The organism is Acetobacterium wieringae (assembly GCF_001766835.1).
GTDB classification, from domain to species: domain Bacteria; phylum Bacillota; class Clostridia; order Eubacteriales; family Eubacteriaceae; genus Acetobacterium; species Acetobacterium wieringae.
Genome location: NZ_LKEU01000030.1, coordinates 64,703 through 84,183 on the forward strand (window position 1 = coordinate 64,703; position 19,481 = coordinate 84,183).

Sequence of the window (19,481 nt, forward strand, 5' to 3'; positions counted from 1 at the left end):
TAGTCGATTACATAAACAGAGAAGCCATTGTCTTTAAAATCAGCACACAAAAAATTTGAGAAGGAGATGCCATGATTGACTTGCCAGGAACCACCAATGTATACAAGCGACTGCCCAAAGAATTGTTTTATAAATATTTAAATGACGACAGTGCGTCAAAAAAGATTTTCATCGATGAAATTCGTAGCATCATCTGGATCAATACACTTTCACCCGAAACAATCGCACATCCAACGGGACAAAATGTTACAGAAATCGCCATCATCGAAATTATCCTAAATCGACAGGCGATCAGTTCCGCGATTCTTGAAATTATCAACCGGGAAATTGATCAATATGCGGTTTTCCTGGTTCGATACGAAGAGTGGGGTCAGCTTTGGTGCTGTGATCATCAGACACTTAATCCCCAAACGGGTTTGTTCAATTGCCAAAACTATCATCAGACGAATTGGATGAGCGCTGATGATTTGTCACTGAAGATTAATGGTATGAATCTGGATCAGATTTATGAGAACTTTTTTATGCAGATTGCTGGAAAAGCGTTTCCAGTCTGGAGCGATAAAAGTCAGAAAAAAAATGATGAACTGATTGAAAAAGTAGAACAAGCAGGAAAGTTCGAGCAATTGGAAAGGCTGGAAGCCACCATTAAAAATCTCGAAAGTCAGATGGGAAAAGAAATGCAGTTTGGCAAACAGGTTAAACTAGCGACAGATTTAAAAACGACACGAGAGGAATTACAAAAAATTAAACGGGGAATGTCGACCCATATTGAAATCCATCAACCGGAAATTGTGACGACTCAGGAGGAAAAACCTGAAGGAGTAAGCGCTTATTTTCCCAATGTATATATGAAGATGCGGGATAATAGAAGAAACCGCTTTGATTATTCGTTAATCTAAAAAATGATTATATCATCAAACCAATATAGAAAAAGCACCCGTCGAGGGTGTTTTTTTGTAAAGCAATTCGAAGAAGGGTGGAAACAAGCAGATCAGCGAAAATGAATTGCCAGGCTTTGAAAAAAAGCTTAAAATTATAGACAGTCAAAAAACAGGGTTGGGAAAAGGAGTAACGATGTTAAAACGGATACAGAATATTAAAGGAATCGGAAAACGAGTCAGAGACATTAATAAAGCACTGAATCAGGAAGGGTTTTATCTGCCCTGGAATGACAGTCAGATCGAATTGTACTTCAGAAGTTTAAAACAGGAAATGACCACAGTCGATTGGAATGATGAAGAAGGCAATAAAATCAGGTTGATTTTTACACCCCAGATTATTAAAGAAGATGGCTTTGATACAACGATCAATGTGATTGAGGTGGAATACTATACCATTTTGCAGATTGTCGAACAGATCCGTAAACAGCTTCATACCCAAAAGCAATCATAAATCTAAGGACTGACTTCGATTGAGACAATCTCAGGGACGTTCAGGAAGCGAAAGGGCAATTTGGTCATGCCGGTGCCTTTGGTGACAAACAGGTTGGTTTGTCCCTGGCTGCCAATCGCATACAGCCCTTTGACATATTTTTTTCCATTGGCGGGCAGAATCTTCTCGGTGAGATAGGGCAGTGAGATCTGGCCGCCATGGGTATGGCCAGCTAAAACCAGCTGAACCGCATCACTGTTCATGTCATCGACAATATCTGGCTCATGGGTCAGCAGAATATTATAAGCGCCGTCCCGAGCCGCATCAGTCAGATTCAAATCAGGATTACCCCGATAAACATCATCCAGGCCTAGCACCCGCAAATTAAGCTCAGAAATATCCAGCCAGTCATTAATGAGAACCTCAAAACCGGCAGCGTTCATCAAGTCGGAATAATTGTATTGATCCAATAAGGCATACTCATGATTTCCGATAACGGCAACCTTGCCATAGGTGGCGTGGATTCCAGCCAGACTCTGAGCGATTATATCTGGATTGACGGTAAAATCGCCACTGGATCCAATCAGGTCACCGGTAAAGACAACCAGGTCGGCATTTTCCGCATTTATCTTTGCGACAATTTGCTCGAGCTGGCCGTTGTCGTTGAATTCACCCAAATGCGTATCACCAAAAAAAACGATTTTAAGGGGGGCCTCAAGTCTGCTGCTGACCAGTTTTTCCCGATTAACCATTAAGAGATTGGGTTCTATATATCGGGCATAAGGATAGCAGCCCACCAAAAGGGAGGCTAAGGTAATGGTTGTGATCAGTAAGAATTTTCCAAATTTCATCGTGACTCCTTTCGGCTCTCTGCATTATAACCCGCAAGCTTTAAAGGGTCTTTAATAATCAGGAAAAATTCTGGAGAAGGCTAAGATTGGCATGGACATTATAAGAGGCGCTCAAAAAAAGGGTTGACAACAGAGTACTTCGGATGTAGAATTAAATTAATTCGAAGAACGAAGTATTTTGCAAATATAATAAAGGAACAACCCTATGAAAAATCGTCTTAATGGCAATCTGGAAACATTGATATTTGAATACCTGGACAAAATAAAATATCTTTTGTCACCGGAGATCTGGGGCAATGAAATTTTTAATTGTTCGAAAAATGAGGTGTTTGTACTGATGCTTTTGTATCGACGAAGTGATGTGAATATGACCCAGATCGCTGACTATCTCAGTGTGCCACTGAATACGGCCACAGGGATTGTGGCCCGGATGGAAAAACGGGAGGTTGTTCTCCGCGAAAGAAGCTCAGAAGATAAACGGGTGGTCACCATTAAACTGACCGAAGTCGGCCGAGTATCAATCCAAAATATCCTCACGGAGATGATCCGTTTCGGACAATTGATAATGGATAGCTTCACTTCCGAGGAAGTCAATCTGGTATTCAAACTGGTGGATAAGGTCATCGATACCATTAACCAAGATACCGGCGCGACCGTCGAAACGCAAACCAGTTCAAAAATCAGAAAAATCATCATTGAATAAAACGGCTGCCTCCGGGCAGCATCTTTTCAGCTGAATACTTCGAACAACGAACTATTCGAGAAAGGAATTAAAATAGCAGGAGGAAACTTATGAAGAGGATATTGATCTTTACCGGCAAAGGTGGGGTGGGAAAAACCAGTGTAGCGGCAGCCCATGCCCTTAAATCAGCTCAGCAAGGCCAAAAGACGCTGATCGTCAGTACGGATATGGCCCATAATCTGGGGGATCTCTTTAATCATCCAATTGGCAAAGAAGCGGTTACAGTGGCTGACAATCTTGATGCTCTGGAAATCGATCCCAATTATGTGATGGAAACGGATTTTAAAAACCTGATGCAGGCCTTTAACAACATGATCGGCTCAATTAATCCGGATGGTGCAGAAATGGATGAGTTCACGATGATGCCAGGGATGGATGAGCTGTTCGCCTTACTTAAAATTCAGGAATTATACAATGACAGCGACTATCAGCGGATTATTGTGGACTGCGCCCCGACCGGAGAGACCCTGTCGCTGCTTAAATTCCCGGAGCTGATGTGCTGGTATATGGATAAATTCTTTCCTGTCGGCAAGGTGGCAGTACGGATTCTGTCGCCGGTTTCAAAATCATTATTTAAGATTCAATTGCCTGACCGTCATGCCATGAGTGATATTGAAACCCTCTATGTGAAGTTGATTGAGCTCCAGGAGTTGTTAAAAAATAAGGACGTATCCTCGGTCCGCTTGGTGACCATTCCGGAAAAAATGGTGGTGGCAGAAACCAAACGGAATTATATGTACATGAAGCTCTATAACTACAACGTCGATGGCATTTTTATCAACCGGATCTTGCCCCGGGAAATCGAAAATCCCTTTTTTGCAAAATGGATTACCATTCAGAAAAAGTACATTGCTGAAATTGAAGCCTGTTTTGATCAAATTCCAAAATATTATATTCCCTGGTACGACACTGATTTACTGGGGCTGGACGCCATCAACCGGATCTGTACCGAGGTCTTCACCGACAGTTGTGAGTTATTTGCGATCAAAGCAGATATTGCGGGGGAAGAATATGAGCAGACAGAAACGGGTTATGAACTGAAACTTTATTTGCCAAATATCACCAAAGATGCGGTGGCCGTTAATCTGGCCGGGTCGGATGTGATTGTCAAAATTGGTAATTACAAGCGGAATATTCCACTACCCAATAGCCTTAGAGGAATGACTGTCAGTTCGGCAAAATTTGACCAGAGTACCCTGGTCATTGCCTTTGAATAAAATTAACAAGAGGAGGTTTAATAATGAACCGTGAATTTATCAAGAACATGATCCTGGCCAAGCAGTATGAGCGGGATGCGTTTTTGTCCCTGCTGTCCCCATCGATTGCCCAACATGTTTCGGTGATCGAAAAGGAAGTAAAAGGGATCGTCGTTGACCTGGCCAGGGAATGGGCACTGGATGTTGGCGCAGCGGTGAGCACTGCTGAACAGGAAAAAACTGCGGGATCGGAGCATGACAAAAAAGTCAGAAAAGTATCTATCGATTAGTATTATTATGTGAAGATAAAAAAAGGGGGAAGACCATGCGAATTATTTTATATACCGGCAAAGGCGGGGTCGGTAAAACCAGTGTAGCGGCGGCAACGGCGGTTAAACTGGCCAAAGACGGCAAACGCGTTTTGATTATGAGTACCGACCAAGCTCATAGTTTATCAGATTCATTTGGTGTAAAGCTTAAAAACACCCCGGTTAAGATCAGTGAGTTGCTCTGGGGGCTGGAGATTGATGCGATCCTGGAAGGGGAACGAGCCTGGGGAAATATGAAAAACTACATGAAGGAATTGTTGACGGCCCGGGCGCAGGGGGGCATTGAAGCGGAGGAATTACTGGTTTTTCCGGGACTGGAAGAATTGTTTGCATTGTTTAAAATTATCGACATTTACGAGGAAAACCAGTACGACGTGTTGATAGTCGATTGTGCGCCGACCGGCGAGACCCTGTCGCTGCTGAAGTTTCCGGAAATGTTTGGCAATATGATTAAAACTGTACTGCCAATGAAAAAAAAGGCGGTTAAGGTGGCAGGCCCGATGGTTGAAAAGGTTATGAAAATTCCGATGCCGGAGGATAATGTCTTTGATGATGTGGAACAATTAAATGAAAAGCTCTATCAGCTACAGGCGTTGATGACCAATAAGGAAATCCTCAGCATCCGCATCGTCACGACCCCGGAGCGGATTGTCATCAAGGAGGCGAAACGAAATTTTACCTATCTGCATTTATACAATTATACGATCGATGCCGTGATCGTCAACAAAGTCTATCCGGCGATGGCTCTTGACGGGTATTTCAGTAAATGGATCAGTCTTCAGGAAGAAGGGCTTCAGGAAATTCGCGAGAGTTTTACCCCGGTGCCGGTTTTTACGCTGATGCTACTTGATCGGGAATTGATCGGTGAAGCGATCCTGCATGAAGCTGCACAGCAGATTTTTGGTGGAACCGACCCGGCTGGGATTTTATTTGAAGATACCATTTTTGAAGTAAAAAAAGAAGCTGATGGCTATGCGTTTATTTTAAACCTTCCGTTTGCCCAAAAAACGGATATGAATATGGGCCAGAAAGGCAGTGAACTGATGATTCAAATAAAGAATGAAAAACGCTGTTTTACCTTACCGGACGTCCTTCGCAATAAAACGGTGCAAAGTGCCAGATATGATCAGGGTAAGCTGACGATAAAATTTGCATAAAATAAGAATTGGGTTTACAATGGAAAAAAGCAATTAAAGTGAACAGGAGAACGGCAAACGATGCATAATTTTGTAATTTTAACCATCAATCCGGGCTCAACCTCCACTAAAATCGCAGTTTTTGAAAATGAAACCGAGCTGTTTAGCCAATCGGTTGAACATACCAGTGCCGATCTGGAATCCTTTTTAACTGTAAATGAGCAGTTTGAATTCAGAAAAAAGACCGTTCAAAAAATTTTAAGTGCACACCGCTTTGATCTCAATCGATTGACGGCAGTGGTTGGCCGGGGTGGTTTGTTACCACCAATAGATGCTGGCGGTTACCGGATCAATCAGGCCATGAAAGAGTTGATTCTGAGTGGGCAGCTTTCGCCTCATGCCGCCAATCTTGGGGCCCTGCTGGCGGCGGCTATTGCCGAGCCGTTGGGGATTCCTGCTTTTATCTATGATGCAGTGTCGTCGGATGAAATGGCAGATGTCGCCCGGCTCACCGGGTTTCCGGAGATTCACAGAAAAAGTCTCTGCCATGTTTTAAACAGCAAAGCAATGGGCCGGAAATATGCCAGCGAAATGGGAACAAGCTATGAAAAGTTAAATCTGATCATCGCCCATTTGGGCGGGGGTATTTCGATCAGCGCACACAAACAGGGACGGATCATCGATGTGATTGCCGATGATAGCGGCCCTTTTTCGCCGGAACGGTCGGGTGGCGTTCCCTTATTGGCCTTGGTGGAGCTGATTTATGAGAAAAACTATCAAAAAGCTGAGCTGTTAAAAAAAATCCGCGGGCTGGGGGGCTTGAAAGCCCATCTGGGGACTGGGGACATCCGGGTCATTGAAAAACGGATTTTGTCCGGCGATCGGCGGGCAAAGCAGGTTTATGAAGCCCAGGCCTATCAGATTGCCAAAGGCATTGGCGAGATGGCTGCTGTGTTAAAAGGCGACATCAATGGGATTATCCTCACCGGCGGGATGGCCTATTCGGAGAAACTCACCACGATGATCAAGGCATACATTGCCTTTCTGGCTCCGGTTAAATGTCTGCCGGGAGAAAACGAAATGGAAGCCCTGGCTCTGGGTGGACTGCGGCTGTTAAGAGGAGAAGAAGAACCCCGGATATATCGTTGACAAATTGTTCCCAGTGGAAGCTTGGTTTAACTGCTTTTCACAAATTTTTCTTGTTTCTTTCTCTGATGAACGTGATATAATTTTTACAGTTGTGCAAATACGGTAAAATGAGAATTTTACAAAAAAGCAGCTGGTTTTTGCAGTGACCCGAAGCTGTCAAAACCGGCTTGGATTTTTTTGTCGGGTCGCTCATAACGATATTTAAAAAGGGGGAGATCAAATGGACCATATGGAAAAACTGAGGGAATATGCCCGCCTGATTGTCCGCACCGGCGCAAACGTGCAGCCGGATCAGTTAGCGGTGATCAATTGTTCGGTTGAGAATTATGAATTTGGCCGAATGATTGTAGCAGAGGCCTATAAAGCTGGAGCCAGAGATGTAATCGTCTTCTGGAATGATGTCAAAACCAGCCGCCTGCGCTATGATCATGTCAGTCTGGAGGTATTGGGTAATATCCCTAACTGGTTGGCCGAATCCCGGAATTATTATGCCGACCAGAAAGCTGCGGTCATTTCTATTGTTGGTCATGATCCCGAAGCCTACAAAGGGGTGGCCAGCGAAAAACTGCAAACCAGCAGCAAGGCCTCGGCCAAGGCCTTCGAACCCTATTATAAAAAAATGATGAACAGTGAATTTCAGTGGTGTGTGGCGGCGGTTCCCGAAGCGAAATGGGCCAAAAAAGTTTTTCCGGAACTTTATGAACAGGAAGCCATCGTAAAACTTTGGGATGCCATCTTTGAGGCGGTACGGATCGGTTCAGGTGATGCCGTTACAGCCTGGCATGACCATAAGGTGATGCTGGCTGAAAAATGCAAAATCCTCAACGCAGCCCATTTTGATGCCCTGCGTTATAAAAATAGTCTCGGAACAGATTTTACCGTCGGTCTTCACAAAGATCACATCTGGGAAGGTGGCGGTGAGTTTACCCCGGATCAGGTTTATTTTTTTGCCAATATGCCGACCGAAGAGATTTTTACCGCCCCGGACTGTTATCGGGCAGAAGGCACGCTGGTTTCCTCGCTACCGCTTTCTTATCAGGGAAACCTGATCGAAAATTTCAGCCTGACCTTTCACGAGGGTCAGGTGATCGACTATCAGGCCGCCAAAGGGGCGGAATATCTCAAGATTCTGATTGAAACCGATGCGGGCGCCCGGCGCCTGGGTGAAGTCGCCCTGGTTCCCTACGATTCACCGATTTCTAATACCGGAATTCTTTTTTATGATACCCTTTTTGATGAAAATGCCGCCTGTCATTTTGCCCTGGGAGAATGCTACCCCACCAATATCCGGGATGGCGGAAAGATGACCAAAGATGAGCTGTTGGCATCCGGTGGCAACCAGTCCGATACCCATGTGGATTTTATGATTGGTACCAAGGATTTAGAGATAACTGGAATTACCAGCGATGGTCAGGAAATTGCGCTATTCAAAAACGGTAACTGGGCCTGAAGCGTCATAAGAATTTAAGAACGGAGATAGATCATGGATGAGATAGAAAAAAATACAAATTTGGCAGATATTCACCAGGAGGTTAAAACGATTACTCAAACCTCGGAAGAACTGAAAAGTAACATCAGGAGCCTGGAAGAAAGTTCACTGCTTTCAGTCGAAATATTAAATGAAAACAAGGCCACGATGAACAACATTTTAGAGCTGCTTAACACTATCGCAGAAAAAGACAAAACCATGGAAGACGAGGAAAAGGAAAATGTCAACAGCGAGCTTTTTTCGCTGTTGGAAACCATGGACTTTGATATCAAAAAACTGAGCTGGTTTTCCGAAGAGAATGTCAAGGTCTTTAATACCATTGTCGATCAGGCCCATGAAATTGCCAAACTCAGCGAAGAAAATGCGGCCAGCACCTATGAAATCAATGCTGAAATCAATCATTTTACCCAGGTATCCAGTAAGCTTCAGGGAAATATTGTCAGAATTGAAGAAAACTCCAGCCAGTCCGTTGCGATGCTAAGCGAAAACAGAGCCACTATCAGCAGCATTTCCGACCTGCTGCTGGATTTGATTGAGGGGGTTAATCAGGCTTCAGGAATTAATGATGAATTGGACGGTTCGTCTAAACAGATCAGCAAGTTTGTCGATTATATCAAGGATATTTCCCGTCAGACCAATCTGCTGGCGCTGAATGCCAGCATTGAAGCGGCTCGGGCCGGAGCCGCTGGCAAAGGCTTTTCGGTGGTGGCAGAAGAAATCAAACGACTGTCAGACAGTACGGCGACCTTTGCCACCGAAATCGAACAGATTGTGAATCAGGTGATTGTTGAAGTGGATCGCTCCAATGCCGCCATTGAACGCTGCACTACCCGCACCAAAGATATTGAAGGAGCAGCCCAGAAATCCGGGGATGTCATCGAAGATATTCAGAAAGTCCTGATTGAGTTGAATCAATCGATGAATGAAATCAAAGATATTTCAAGCGTTCAGGTGAATACCTCCCATGGTATCCAGTCATCGGTTGCCAAGGTGTCGGATGCGGTGGACACCACCCACCGGGTGACCACCAATACAATCAGCACCATTGTGACCCAGAAGTCAAAAAATATTGAATTGCTGAATTACTGCACCAAGCTTTCAGAAATGGCCAGCAGCGTCCAGAAACTGACGGCAAAGAATAAAAATAAAGATGAAATTATCTTTGGGGTCAATCCCTTTACCTCGCCGGAAAACATCAAAACAATGTACGTGCCGATCTTAAATGCGGTATTTAAAAAGATTGGCTATAAGGTGCGCACGATGATTGTGAAGGATTATGATGCCCTCAGTGAAGGCATGAAAGAAGGCATCATCGACGTGGCCTGGTTCTCGCCCTTTGCTTATGTCACCGCTCATGAAAAAGTTAGCATTGAACCATTGGTATCGCCAAAAGTTCATGGTAAAGTATCATACAATGGCTACATTATCACCCGTAAAGACAGCGGTATTGGCAGCTTAAGTGGCTTGAGAGGTCGTAGTTTTGCCTACGTCGATGAAGTCAGTGCGTCGGGATACCTCTATGCTCAGCATAGCATGAAGTCAGAAGGGTTGAATCCCAAGACTCTTTTTTCCAGAACGGCTTATCTGGGCAGTCATGACAGTGTCATTAAAGCGGTACTGTCTCGGGAATACGATGCCGGGGCCACCTATAACGAGGCTATGGAAGAGGCAGAAAAAAGCGGGATTAATCTCGACGAATTCCGGATTATTGCCAAAACTCCGGATATTCCCAAGGATGCCATTGCTGCAAACCCCAAATTACCAATAGAATTTACTGATCGTTTACGACAGGCTTTTGTGGACTATGTCAAGGCACCCAATATCAAATCCCCCGTTGAAGGCTTTGTTGAAAGTGATGACGCCAAATACGATGTAATCCGGGAAGTAATGTAGTCTGTTAAAAAAAGGGATTATGGGGTATAACTTCCAAGAATAGAATAATGGGAGGTTGATCATGATCATATTGATTAGTAAAACAGTGGTTCTGAATCATGAAAAGATAACTGCCGAAAAACCTGGCGGTTATTTTTTTAAACAGAGCGGGTAAAATTATTTAAAACAGTGTCAAAATGACAAAAACCGACTGCAGGAGGAGAGAATGGAGAAAGTAACGGATATTAGAAACAAATATGCCCAGGAAATCACAGAGATTCTTTTTTTATTAAAGGAAGTGGGAAGCGGACGAATCTATGGCTTCCCCGGCAACTGTACTCCGGGAGATGACGAATTAAAGACCAACGTCGATACCCTCACTGAAAAATTCAATGATTTGCTTGATAAGATTGAGTATGGAAAGGATTTCGGAACGGGGGAGTAAACGGATTTAGATCCGACTAAATGAGGAGCGAAGCGAAGATGAAAAATAATCTCAAAAAATTACTGTCATTACTGCTGACCAGCTTAATGCTGACGGTTTTGATCCCGGGTAGCGCCTGGGCAGAAGAAGAAATTACCGAGCCGGGTATGGCCTCACTAAATCCGGCTTTTGTTCAATACCTGGAGGATGTTAACGCGGGAACCCTTAACACATCAACCAGTGATGGGCATGGTCGGGGTTATATCCCACCACCACTAAAACGTTATGAAGAGCCAATTGATACAGCGATCACCTCTGCCCAAGCCCTGCCAGCCGCCTTTGACCTTCGGGACACAGGCCGGATTACGGCGGTTCGCAGTCAGGGCGATTATGGCAGTTGCTGGGCTTTTGCCAGCCTGGCTTCGCTGGAATCCTATTTAAAAAAAGATACAACGGTTGATTTTTCTGAAAATAATCTGATGTGGAACAGCGGCTTTGACGGAAGCCCGGATGATGGGGGGAATTATTCCATGGCCACCGCCTATCTGGCCCGCTGGAGTGGCCCGGTGAGTGAAAGCAGTGACCCCTACGATACCCCGAAAAAAACCGGATTATCTCCGGTTTATCATGTTCAGGAAGTGAAATCGATTCCCGAACTGCCATCGGCGATCAAGCAGGCACTGATGGATGGCGGGGTGCTTTATACTTCGATGTATTCAGTACCTCTGGATGGAGAAGAGTATTACAACCCGGACACCTTTGCCTTTTATTACGATGGTACGGAAGAACCTGATCACGATGTGGCGATTGTTGGTTGGGATGACAATTACAGCCGGGATAATTTCAGTAAAAAACCGGAAGCTGATGGGGCCTGGATTATCCGTAACAGCTGGGGCGCGGATTGGGGAGATGGCGGTTATTTCTATATGTCCTATTATGATACCTATGCTGGCAGCAATGTGACCGCTTTTCATAATGCCGAAGCGACCAATAATTATAGCGCTATTTATCAGTATGATCCACTGGGTAACATCTCAGCCATGGGTTACACGGACGGAGACAACACTGCCTGGGGTGCCAATATCTTTACGGCAACAGCCAGCGACAATCTGATGGCTGTGAGTACCTATGCCTTAACCCCCGGAACGTCAGCTGAGATCAAGGTTTATACGGATGTGAATGATGGCAAGCCAAACAGTGGTACCTTACGAACCACGCAGACGGAAACCTTTGCCCGGGGCGGTTATTATACAATTGATCTGGACAATCCGGTGGGATTGGTCGCTGGACAAAAGTTTGCGGTGGTAGTTAAATACCGGACCCCGGGAACGAACGATTCAGTACCGGTAGAAAGCCGATTTGAAAACTACAGCAGCGCTGTGACGGCCAACCCCGGAGAAAGCTTTACCAGTAATACCGGAACTGGCGGTTGGTATGATACGTCTAAAAAAAGCCTCAGTAATGTGTGTATCAAAGCCTTTACGCAAAGCCGGGATACCTTTGCAAATTGTCTTTATCGCACCCATGTGCAAGATCAGGGATGGCAGAACTGGCAGAGCAATGGTGGAGTCAGCGGTACCTCAGGAGAATCCTTGCGATTGGAAGGTATTGAAATAAAAATGGACACCAGGGGCTATGATCTGGGGATTGAATACGCTACCCACGTCCAGAATCAGGGCTGGCAGGAGCTAAAAAGCAATGGCGTCATGAGTGGTACCGAAGGTCAGTCGCTGCGGCTGGAAGCCATTAAGATTCAGTTAACCGGGGCTGATGCGACGCAGTTTGACGTCTATTACCGGGTTCATGCCCAGAATGTCGGTTGGATGGATTGGGCAAGTAATGGTGGGGAAGCTGGCACGGCGGGCTTTGGTTACCGGTTGGAAGCCATTGAAATTCAGGTGCTGCCAAAGGGGTCACCGGCACCGGGATTGACTGGTCAACCCTTTCTTGAAAATAAGTAACAAAAAAAATCCGGAGTATTATCTTGACAAAGATAATACTCCGGGGTAAAATAAAACAGTTATGAGGGAGTAATTTGCGCAATTTGCGTGATAAGTCAACATGCATGGTAGTAATACCTGGCTTATCTTAATGAGTGAGACTCATGTACAGTTTTTCTGTACTTGGGTTTATTTTTTCCAGGTGCAGAGGCATCTGGTTTTTTTATTTTTTGTATAACCAGGTGTAGATTTTTGAAGGAGGTTTGAATGAAAACGTATTTGCAGACGGCAGAAGAAGTGTTGGAGGATTTAAACTCCAGCAGTGAGGGCCTCTCCCAGGCCGAGGCCAGCAAGCGGCTGGAAACGAATGGGAAAAACAAGTTGGATGAAGCCAAAAAAGATTCATTGGTGGTACGGCTTTTTAATCAGTTAAAAGATCCGATGATTGTGATCCTGATTGCTGCTGCCGTTATTTCGGGCATCACGGCCGCTTATTCCGGCGAATCCTTTGCTGATGTGATCATCATTATGGCGGTGGTGATCATTAATTCAGTACTGGGTGTGTATCAGGAAAGTAAGGCGGAAAAGGCCATCGAGGCGCTTCAGGCGATTTCAGCAGCCACTTCCCGGGTCAGGCGGGATGGTAAGATCTGTGAAATTAAAAGTGAAGATCTGGTCGTTGGGGATGTAATATTACTGGAAGCCGGAGATGCGGTGCCAGCTGACGCCAGATTATTGGAAAGTGCCAGTTTAAAAATTGAAGAAGCGGCTCTTACCGGAGAGAGTGTTCCGGTGGGGAAGGTAGTTTGCGCACTGAATCTGGGTGATCAAAAAGATATTTCGCTGGGTGACCGCAAAAACATGGTGTATATGGGCAGTGCCGTGGTTTATGGCCGGGGTTTAGCAACCGTAGTCGCCACCGGGATGCAAACGGAAATGGGAAAGATCGCTGATGCCATTACCCAGGCGAAGGAAAATGCCACACCACTACAAATTAAACTGAATCAATTAAGCAAGGTGCTAAGCTGGTTGGTATTGGGAATTTGTGTCTTTATCTTTGCTTTAAGTCTGGTACGTTTGTACCTGGGCGACGGCATTACCGGGATCGGTGTTCTGGATACCTTTATGGTGGCGGTATCGCTGGCGGTTGCTGCCATACCCGAGGGTCTGGCGGCGGTGGTCACGATTGTACTCTCGCTGGGGGTGACCAACATGGCCAAAGAAAAGGCGGTCATTCGTAAGCTCACAGCTGTTGAAACCCTGGGCTGTACCCAGGTAATCTGTTCGGATAAAACGGGAACCCTGACCCAAAACAAGATGACGGTGGTCGATCACTTTGGTTTTGATGAGCATTTGCTGGGAAGAACGATGGCCTTGTGCAATGATGCCCATTTAAATGAAGAAAACAAAGCCGAAGGTGAGCCCACCGAGGCGGCGCTGGTTAATTATGCTTTTTCACTGGGACTAAATAAGCGGGCGATGGAAGAACAAACGCCCCGGGTGGGCGAAGCACCCTTTGACTCCGGCCGTAAGCTGATGAGTACCATTCATCAAATGGCAGATGGCAGCTTGACCCAGTATGTAAAGGGGGCTCCCGATGTACTGATCTCCCGTTGTACCACCTATTGGGATGGTAATGCAGAGTTACCGCTGACCGATGCTATTTGCGAAGAAATCAGACAAGCCAATAAAAGTCTGGCGGACCAGGCTCTGCGGGTGCTGGCTGGAGCCTTCCGGAACTGGAAGACCATGCCGACCGATCAGTCACCGAATTTTCTGGAGCAGGAGCTGTGTTTTGTTGGTTTAACCGGAATGATTGACCCAATCCGGCCAGAAGTAAAAGATGCCATTGCCCAGTGTAAGTCGGCCGGAATCCGAGCGGTCATGATCACGGGTGATCACCGGGATACGGCGATTGCGATTGCCAAACAATTGGGGATCATCACTGATTCCAAAGAAGCCATCACCGGAGCCCAGCTGGATGAAATCAGCGAAGACCAGCTGCAAAAAGAAATTGGCCATTACGCAGTTTATGCCCGGGTTCAACCGGAACACAAGGTAAGGATTGTCAAAGCCTGGCAGAAGCAGGGGATGATTGTCGCTATGACTGGTGACGGCGTCAACGATGCGCCATCCATTAAAACGGCTGACATCGGAGTAGGAATGGGGATCACAGGCACCGATGTGACCAAAAATGTGGCCGATATGGTACTGGCAGACGATAATTTTGCCACAATTGTCAATGCCGTTGAGGAAGGGCGGCGGATCTACGATAATATCCGTAAAGCTATTCAATTTTTGCTGTCTTCTAATTTATCGGAAGTTATCGCCATTTTTATGGCGACTCTGTTGGGTTTCACGATTCTCAAGCCAGTGCATTTACTGTGGATCAACCTGATTACGGATTCCTTCCCCGCCATTGCTTTGGGTGTCGAAGGCGAAGAAGCCGACACCATGAAACATCCGCCCCGAGAATCTCGGGAAGGTGTATTTTCCCGGGGACTGGGAGTTGATGTGATCTGGCAGGGCCTCATGGTGGCCGTGGTGACCATCGTCGCCTATTTTGTCGGGCATTATATCGAAGCCGGAGTCTGGGAAATTGCCGAAAGTGCTGATGGTATGACCATGGCCTTTTTGACCCTGTCGATGGCAGAGATGTTCCATTCGCTGAATATGCGCAGTCGTCGCCAGTCGATCTTTAAGATGCAGCACCAGAATAAATTCTTGTTTTTGGCCATGGCGGTTTCGCTGGTATTGACCACGGCAGTTATTTATATTCCCACCATCGCTGCCGCCTTTGAGTTTGAACCCATCAGTTTAATGGAATATTTTGTGGCCATGGGCCTGGCGATCGTGGTCATTCCCATTGTTGAGTTGGTTAAATTTTTCCAGCGAAAGCTGGGAGTCTAGTTTGTTATTGATTGTTATGGACAGGGGCTGTGGTGCGTTTTTATGCCGCGGCCCCTTTTTGTTTACGCCAAATAGCTGCCAGGACGATGTTAAACGATTGTTTAGTAGGGTATATTGACTTCAAGAATCAAAATGGTTTAAGTGACCAATAACAAAGGAGAAAGAAGATGAAAATTGGACCCTACATTAATTTTCCGGGAAACTGTAAAGAAGCGGTGATGTTCTATACCGAAATATTTAAAACCGATGAACCCACAATAATGACCTTTGGAGAAATGCCGGAAGACCCCAGTTTTCCGATGCTAGATGGCATCAGGGATCTGGTGGCCAATGCCCAGATGAATATTGGAGGAAACATGATCATGTTTTCTGATGTACCACCAGGGATGCCATTTATCAAGGGTAATAACATTACTCTGATTATCACCCATGAGGATGTGGAAGAGATTAAGCGGTTGTTTGGTTTATTAAGCAAAGGCGGCACGGTTGAAATGTTGCTTCAGGAAACCTTCTGGAGCAAAGCCTATGGATCTTTAACCGACAAATTTGGAATTGGCTGGCAAATGTCGGCTGAATAATAATGAGACCAAATTGTTTACAGGGGTCATGGCTTTGGTTATAATGGTAAAAATATTGGGGGTGATGAGAAGTAGATGAAAGCATTTAAGTACAGTACCATTGTAACCCTGATTCTGACGGTTTTTTCGGCAATCGCCATTTTTGCCATTGATGATGTGATTCCGGGTATGGTCAGTGATACAATGAAAAGGCATATCCTTGATAATATGGACAACTACAACGCCTTCTTATTCGGCATTTTTACCGGATCTCTGGTCAGTTTGATTGTCGCAATCGTGGGCTATGTCACGGAAAGAAGGCGTCTGATTGCGGAGATCTGGAACAACGCCAGAAAATTGACCATTGATTTCCGCTTGCTGTTGTTGGATAACATTGAATTTGCAGAATTGACTCATGAAAAACTTTATGCCACCATTGAAAAACAGGATTTTAATCAGCAGGTTAGAGAATGGCTGGGCTATCACAGCTCTCCTTATATGATCAACGTGATGCAGCTGGATTTTTTAATCAACCGCGGAAAAAAAGCCGCCATGCTCCGGGCTTTACAGGAAAATATCACTATTCTGCGGGCAGTTTGATGGCTTTATGAATGCCTTTTTAAACCGGCATTTAACAGAAAAATACGGTGATGAGGATATTGACCAGCTTTTTGATGTCATCACCAATCAGGACGAAAAACAGGTGCTCAAAACGGTTCAGAAGCTGCTTGATGAGATAGTTACCTTTTTAAATAAGAAATAAATAATAACCACCATTCGTTTTCGGTGGCAGGCGTAAGGGGACAGCTTTTACACCAGCCACTTTTTTTGATATGGTCAAATTATCGGAGCTTATAACGGCCCCCTTGTTAGGATTAAAATGAAATCTGCCGATGTTTTAAACTGTGATTTCCGGGTAAAAAAATTACAAGAACAGATCGGTGATGGTAAGCCGTCTGATCAGTCTGAGTTGATCGTTAAACAGTAGGTGTCAATGGCGTTGTTATTTTGAAAGGGAGAAAGACAGACATGAAGAAAAGGTGGTTAAAGGGGATTTGGTTTGTACTGGTTCTGACAATAATCGCATTAGTTTCAGGATGTTCAGCTGGTGGGGGGCAAAGCTCAGAAAAAGATGGGAGCAAGGATACCCAGGAAAATGACATTAGGGACAATGCCATCTTCGATCTTTATAATCAGATTGACATCAATGACAAAAAGGCAGATATTGAGAAAGATTTGGGTGCTACCGGAAACACCTCAGCCGAAGGTTCCTATGTTTATTTGGATCCGGACACCGGCTACGCCGTTAATGTGTTTTTCAACGCCAAGGATCTGGTTACCCTAAAGGTCTTGGTGCCGACTACCGGCGCCCGGGAATTGATTGAGCTGAGCAATGCCAGTGTCACAAAAGAAGCGGCCGCCAAAATTTCCCAGGGAATGACTCAGAGTAATGTTAAGAAGGCGCTAACGGGACAGGGGATTGAAATGCTGCGAATGGTCATTCCCAGCGGCGCAGACAAGGAAGCCTATGCTCTGGCCTGGATCAATGCCGATGGTTCGGTGCTGGTGGTAACCTTTGATTCCGATACCAATACCGTGCTGGCTGCAGAGTTTAAAGAAAGTTTGTTTTAAAAATGTGGATTGGTCTTAGTCATAGTTCGAAGAAGGGAGCTGAAAACCATGTTAAAGCGGGATAGATCGGTTGTTGTATTTTCCGGGATTTTGATCCTGAGTATGTTGTTAGTGCTTGCTGGTTGTAGCGCAACCAAGGATGAAGCAGACCACAACCCGGACCATTTTTACAAGCTGGTCAATTTGGGAATGGAAAAAAGTCAGGTTGAATCGACCTTGGGGGTTAAACCGGAAGAGGTGGAGGGCACCTATATTTATCGGGACGATCAAACCGGCTTTGGCGTTCAGATCAATTACGATGCTAGTGATCTGGTTGTTTCAAAAGTATTATATCACGATCAGGACAGTAAGATTATGGGCCTCAGTGAAGCCAGTGTTTCCGAAGATCAAATGGCCAGTATCACCGAAGGGATGCCCTATGATGAGGTCAAATCACTGCTTGGATCGGAAGGAACAGAGATTATTGAAATGGCCAATCCGGCTGATCCCAATAATCCCATTGTGATGATGATCTGGTTTAATGATGATCAAACCGGGTTTTACGTAACTTTTTTAGGGCATCAGGGAACGGTTAAGAGCGTTAAATTCTGGAAATAGCCAGATTCGTTAAGCACTGGTTTTGAATCAGTGCTTTTTTGCGGGTATTTTCCGAGTAAGAATATTTTATAAAAAATATTTATTTATGGGAAGAAAAACAGGGGCTTAAGCGTTATATAGATGTGCAGATAAAACGGAGGTGAAATTTGTTGAAGGAACATAGGGAAGAGGAGGCCGATGATGCCTTGATTAAAAAGTATATCGCAACCGGAAATTCCGAGTATTTTGAACCCCTTGTCCAGCGGTATGAGCGGTATGCCTATGTTTATGCCTATTCTCTTCTGAAGAACGAATTTGACGCACAGGATGTGGTCGCAGAAAGTTTTTTAAAAGCATTTAGCAAAATCAGACAATATCGGCAAGGCAGCAGTTTTAAAAACTGGTTTTTGAAAATCGTCCATAATACCAGCTTTGATCTCTTACGAAAAAACAAAACCATGATTTATCTGGATGATCAGGAGAATAGCGAGCGTCTCTTTACAGACGAAGCCCTGAGCTATGATAATATCGATTCTCTGGATTTTGGGGAGATTCAAAAATCACTGGATCAGTTACCACACGAGCTGAAAGGTGCAGTGATCCTCCGCTATTATTATGACTGGGATTATAAAAAAATCTGTGAGTTTTTAAATATTCCCATGGGTACCCTGTCTTCCCGGTTGAATCGGGCCTGTAAAAAACTCAAAAACATGTACGAAGGAGGAATGTGATCATGAATGAACTGGATAAAATGATGGCCTGTCTGGGCTTTAATGAAACCGCTGTGAAAAATTATGGCAATGCCATTCCCTTTTCCAGCAAAAAGCTGGAGATTATGAAGCAGATCAATCAGGCCAGCCTGGAAAAAGCCAGAAATTCAGATTTGTTTGCCTTATTTTATATCTTGTCCATTGCCTTTTCAGTGATGGTAATGCGCTTTATTGTCTTTGCCCAAACCGGGGATGTAACCATCATGACGGTCTTCACCAGCATCGTCATCCGTTATTCGGAGGTGCTTAAGAACAGTCTTACTGCCATGTCGTTTTTAATTTCAATCGTTATTTGTGTCGGAACCGGAGTGATGATTAATTATTTAAAAAATGAGAGTCACTTCTGTTAGACTTAATAAAAAAATAGGTAATTGCGAAATGAAAAAACACCGAACAATGGTTGCTTTGTGTGCAGTTTCCACAAACAATTTTGTAACGTGTAGGCGAACAGTTCAGAGAACTGTCCGCCGTACAGTGTAAAAATTCGCGAAGGCAACGAGCCAATCACAAGCTTGCTTGTAGTTGGCGACTGCCCGC

The 19,481-nt window shown here is 44.9% G+C and carries 20 protein-coding genes; 19 read left to right on the plus strand and 1 reads right to left on the minus strand.

The window, feature by feature from the left end:
• The first annotated feature begins 71 nt into the window (after positions 1 to 71).
• Complete coding sequence (locus ACWI_RS09920; RefSeq protein ID WP_070371288.1) at positions 72 to 899, plus strand: DUF4391 domain-containing protein; 828 nt, start codon at positions 72 to 74, stop codon at positions 897 to 899.
• A gap of 175 nt (positions 900 to 1,074) precedes the next feature.
• Complete coding sequence (locus ACWI_RS09925) at positions 1,075 to 1,392, plus strand: hypothetical protein (RefSeq protein WP_070371289.1); 318 nt, start codon at positions 1,075 to 1,077, stop codon at positions 1,390 to 1,392.
• Positions 1,393 to 1,394: 2 nt separating this feature from the next.
• Here the strand turns inward: ACWI_RS09925 and ACWI_RS09930 are convergent, their stop codons facing one another.
• Positions 1,395 to 2,222: a metallophosphoesterase gene (locus tag ACWI_RS09930; RefSeq protein ID WP_070371290.1), complete on the minus strand. Its 828-nt coding sequence runs from the start codon at positions 2,220 to 2,222 to the stop codon at positions 1,395 to 1,397.
• A gap of 205 nt (positions 2,223 to 2,427) precedes the next feature.
• Here ACWI_RS09930 and ACWI_RS09935 point away from each other — a divergent pair, with 205 nt between their 5' ends.
• The 17 genes from ACWI_RS09935 to ACWI_RS10015 all read left to right on the plus strand — a co-directional run bounded on the left by ACWI_RS09935 (position 2,428) and on the right by ACWI_RS10015 (position 19,294).
• Entirely contained in the window at positions 2,428 to 2,925 is a 498-nt protein-coding gene (locus tag ACWI_RS09935) for a MarR family transcriptional regulator (RefSeq protein WP_070371291.1), read from the plus strand.
• A gap of 89 nt (positions 2,926 to 3,014) precedes the next feature.
• A complete protein-coding gene (locus ACWI_RS09940) occupies positions 3,015 to 4,181 on the plus strand; it encodes an ArsA family ATPase (protein WP_070371292.1) in 1,167 nt (388 codons plus the stop codon).
• 23 nt (positions 4,182 to 4,204) lie between these two features.
• Positions 4,205 to 4,450, plus strand: coding sequence for a hypothetical protein (locus tag ACWI_RS09945; RefSeq protein ID WP_070371293.1), 246 nt, complete (start codon positions 4,205 to 4,207; stop codon positions 4,448 to 4,450).
• A gap of 35 nt (positions 4,451 to 4,485) precedes the next feature.
• On the plus strand, positions 4,486 to 5,646 hold the full coding sequence (locus tag ACWI_RS09950; protein ID WP_070371294.1) for an ArsA family ATPase: 1,161 nt from the start codon (positions 4,486 to 4,488) through the stop codon (positions 5,644 to 5,646).
• Between the two features lie 60 nt (positions 5,647 to 5,706).
• Positions 5,707 to 6,774, plus strand: coding sequence for a butyrate kinase (gene buk, locus ACWI_RS09955; RefSeq protein ID WP_070371295.1), 1,068 nt, complete (start codon positions 5,707 to 5,709; stop codon positions 6,772 to 6,774).
• 220 nt (positions 6,775 to 6,994) lie between these two features.
• The gene (locus ACWI_RS09965; protein ID WP_070371297.1) at positions 6,995 to 8,224 is read left to right on the plus strand and encodes an aminopeptidase; all 1,230 of its coding nucleotides are present in this window, start codon (positions 6,995 to 6,997) and stop codon (positions 8,222 to 8,224) included.
• A gap of 33 nt (positions 8,225 to 8,257) precedes the next feature.
• Positions 8,258 to 10,156, plus strand: coding sequence for a phosphate/phosphite/phosphonate ABC transporter substrate-binding protein (gene phnD, locus ACWI_RS09970; RefSeq protein WP_084633620.1), 1,899 nt, complete (start codon positions 8,258 to 8,260; stop codon positions 10,154 to 10,156).
• A 205-nt stretch (positions 10,157 to 10,361) separates the two neighbouring features.
• Positions 10,362 to 10,580 (plus strand): hypothetical protein, encoded by a 219-nt coding sequence (locus ACWI_RS09975; protein ID WP_070371298.1) that lies wholly within the window; start codon positions 10,362 to 10,364, stop codon positions 10,578 to 10,580.
• A 38-nt stretch (positions 10,581 to 10,618) separates the two neighbouring features.
• Complete coding sequence (locus tag ACWI_RS09980) at positions 10,619 to 12,520, plus strand: lectin like domain-containing protein (protein WP_070371299.1); 1,902 nt, start codon at positions 10,619 to 10,621, stop codon at positions 12,518 to 12,520.
• A 246-nt stretch (positions 12,521 to 12,766) separates the two neighbouring features.
• Positions 12,767 to 15,409, plus strand: a complete 2,643-nt coding sequence (locus ACWI_RS09985) for a cation-translocating P-type ATPase (protein ID WP_070371300.1) — start codon at positions 12,767 to 12,769, stop codon at positions 15,407 to 15,409.
• Positions 15,410 to 15,576: 167 nt separating this feature from the next.
• Positions 15,577 to 15,987, plus strand: coding sequence for a VOC family protein (locus tag ACWI_RS09990; RefSeq protein WP_070371301.1), 411 nt, complete (start codon positions 15,577 to 15,579; stop codon positions 15,985 to 15,987).
• 75 nt (positions 15,988 to 16,062) lie between these two features.
• Positions 16,063 to 16,566, plus strand: coding sequence for a hypothetical protein (locus ACWI_RS09995; RefSeq protein ID WP_070371302.1), 504 nt, complete (start codon positions 16,063 to 16,065; stop codon positions 16,564 to 16,566).
• 7 nt (positions 16,567 to 16,573) lie between these two features.
• On the plus strand, positions 16,574 to 16,729 hold the full coding sequence (locus tag ACWI_RS19025; RefSeq protein ID WP_175440933.1) for a hypothetical protein: 156 nt from the start codon (positions 16,574 to 16,576) through the stop codon (positions 16,727 to 16,729).
• Between the two features lie 266 nt (positions 16,730 to 16,995).
• Positions 16,996 to 17,598 (plus strand): hypothetical protein, encoded by a 603-nt coding sequence (locus ACWI_RS10000; protein WP_070371303.1) that lies wholly within the window; start codon positions 16,996 to 16,998, stop codon positions 17,596 to 17,598.
• A 48-nt stretch (positions 17,599 to 17,646) separates the two neighbouring features.
• On the plus strand, positions 17,647 to 18,195 hold the full coding sequence (locus ACWI_RS10005; RefSeq protein ID WP_070371304.1) for a hypothetical protein: 549 nt from the start codon (positions 17,647 to 17,649) through the stop codon (positions 18,193 to 18,195).
• A gap of 149 nt (positions 18,196 to 18,344) precedes the next feature.
• A complete protein-coding gene (locus tag ACWI_RS10010) occupies positions 18,345 to 18,905 on the plus strand; it encodes an RNA polymerase sigma factor (RefSeq protein ID WP_175440934.1) in 561 nt (186 codons plus the stop codon).
• A 2-nt stretch (positions 18,906 to 18,907) separates the two neighbouring features.
• A complete protein-coding gene (locus ACWI_RS10015; protein WP_070371306.1) occupies positions 18,908 to 19,294 on the plus strand; it encodes a hypothetical protein in 387 nt (128 codons plus the stop codon).
• Positions 19,295 to 19,481 lie beyond the last annotated feature (187 nt).